This window comes from Vibrio sp. V03_P4A6T147 (genome assembly GCF_002241085.1).
Taxonomy (GTDB): domain Bacteria; phylum Pseudomonadota; class Gammaproteobacteria; order Enterobacterales; family Vibrionaceae; genus Vibrio; species Vibrio anguillarum.
Genome location: NZ_NDIO01000097.1, coordinates 1 through 2,261, shown reverse-complemented (window position 1 = coordinate 2,261; position 2,261 = coordinate 1). Strand labels below are relative to the sequence as shown.

At 47.4% G+C, this 2,261-nt stretch carries 2 protein-coding genes and 1 pseudogene; all 3 read left to right on the top strand.

Translation table 11 applies throughout. The features are described from left to right. The first annotated feature begins 6 nt into the window (after positions 1–6). Positions 7–917: pseudogene (locus B9J84_RS03600) on the top strand (transcriptional regulator GcvA). Beyond that, positions 907–1,305: a DUF423 domain-containing protein gene (locus B9J84_RS03595; protein WP_013857395.1), complete on the top strand. Its 399-nt coding sequence runs from the start codon at positions 907–909 to the stop codon at positions 1,303–1,305. The pseudogene B9J84_RS03600 and the gene B9J84_RS03595 overlap by 11 nt, the downstream one beginning before the upstream one ends. After that, the coding region (gene rlmM / locus B9J84_RS03590) for a 23S rRNA (cytidine(2498)-2'-O)-methyltransferase RlmM (protein WP_094123552.1) at positions 1,302–2,261 on the top strand (960 nt) is incomplete at its 3' end. The genes B9J84_RS03595 and rlmM, both read left to right, overlap by 4 nt.

Sequence of the window (2,261 nt, the reverse complement as noted above, 5' to 3'; positions counted from 1 at the left end):
GTACCTATGTCCAGAAGATTGCCACATTAAACTCGCTGAAAGTGTTTGAAGCGGCAGCTCGCCAGCTGAGTTTTACTCGCGCTGCGGAAGAGCTATTTGTGACACAAGCCGCAGTCAGTCATCAAATCAAAGCGTTAGAGGAATTTTTAGGGTTAAAGCTATTTCGCCGTCGTAATCGTTCTCTGCTATTGACAGAAGAAGGGCAAAGTTACTTTCTCGACATTAAAGATATCTTCACCGCACTCTCTGAAGCCACCGATAAGGTACTAGAGCGCAGTGAGAAAGGGGCATTAACCATTAGTTTACCGCCGAGTTTTGCGATTCAGTGGCTCGTGCCGCGTCTGGCCGATTTTAACCAGCAAGAGCCGGATATTGATGTGCGTATCAAAGCGGTTGATATGGATGAAGGTTCGTTAACCGATGATGTGGATGTGGCGATTTATTATGGACGAGGTAACTGGCCTGGTTTACGCGCGGATAAGTTGTATCAAGAGTTTTTGATCCCGCTTTGTTCTCCTTCACTGCTGCTAGGCCCTAAACCTTTAGAAACACTGGACGATCTAACACGCCATACGCTGCTACACGATACTTCACGTAAAGATTGGAAACAGTTTGCCAAAGAGAACGATCTTGAAGGGGTGAATGTCAACCACGGCCCCATCTTTAGCCATTCGACCATGGTGCTGCAAGCGGCGGCGCATGGGCAAGGTATCGCACTGGGGAATAACGTGTTAGCTCAGCCAGAGCTGGAAGCGGGTCGCTTGATTGCGCCTTTTGACGAAGTGCTGATGACTAAAAATGCTTTCTATGTGGTCTGTCACGAGAAGCAGGCCGATATGGGGCGCATCGCCACTTTCCGTGATTGGATGCTCAAAAAAGCCAGAAGGGAACAAGAGGTATTGCTAGATGAAGAGTAAGTTATTGCTCACTATCGCGGCTTTTATGGCGGGCGTTGGTGTCGCTCTAGGAGCTTTTGCGGCGCACGGCCTAAAAGCGTATTTAACCCCTTACTTGCTTTCGGTGTTTGAAACGGGAGTGCAGTACCAATCGATTCACGCTTTAGCCATATTAGCGTGTGGTATTTTGCTGCGTTGTCGTTTGGGATCGAAAGCACAAAAATATTTTTTCATTGCGGCAATTTGCTTTATCATCGGCGTCCTTTGTTTTAGCGGCAGTCTTTACGCTTTAGCACTCACGGGCATCAAGTGGTTTGGCCCGATCACGCCATTTGGTGGCGTGTTCTTTATGCTAGGGTGGGGAGTGTTTGGCTATGCAGCACTTAATATTCAAGAGGTGGACCAGTGAAACACGTAATGCTCTATTGTCGTGCAGGCTTTGAAAAAGAGTGTGCCGGAGAGATCCAAGATAAAGCGACTAAGCTAGAGGTTTTTGGTTTTCCTCGTTTGAAAAACAATACGGGTTACGTTTTGTTTGAGTGCTATCAGGCCGGTGATGCTGATAAGCTGATTAAAGAGATCGATTTCCAATCGCTTATTTTTGCTCGTCAGATGTTTGCGGTAGCGGCGGAATTTAGCGATTTACCTAAAGATGATCGTATTTCGCCTATCTTATCTGAACTCGCCGAACTTGAGGGTTTTCCGCGTTGTGGTGACATTCGCATTGAAACGCCAGATACCAATGAAGCGAAAGAGTTGCTCAAATTTTGTCGTAAGTTTACCGTGCCATTGCGTCAAGCGTTACGTGGCAAGGGGATTCTATCTAACAAAGAGTCGGCGAAGAGACCTGTGCTACATGTCTGTTTTATTCAACCCGGCCACTGCTTCGTCGGGTATTCGTACACCAACAATAACTCGCCTTTTTTCATGGGTATTCCTCGTTTGAAATTCCCAGCCGATGCGCCAAGTCGTTCCACACTGAAGTTGGAAGAGGCTTTCCATGTGTTTATTCCTCGTGAAGAGTGGGATGAACGTTTGGCTCCGGGAATGTGGGCGGTAGACTTGGGCGCATGCCCGGGGGGCTGGACTTACCAACTGGTAAAGCGTTCGATGTTTGTTCATGCTATCGACAACGGTCTAATGGCTGAAAGTTTGATGGACACAGGACAAGTGAAACACCATGCCGAGGATGGTTTTAAATTTGAGCCGCCACGCAAGAACGTGACTTGGATTGTGTGTGACATGATTGAAAAGCCAGCTCGTGTTGCGCATTTAATGGGGCAGTGGATCCTCAAGGGTTGGGCGAAAGAAGCCATCTTCAACTTAAAGCTGCCAATGAAAGGGCGCTATGATGAAGTTTTACAA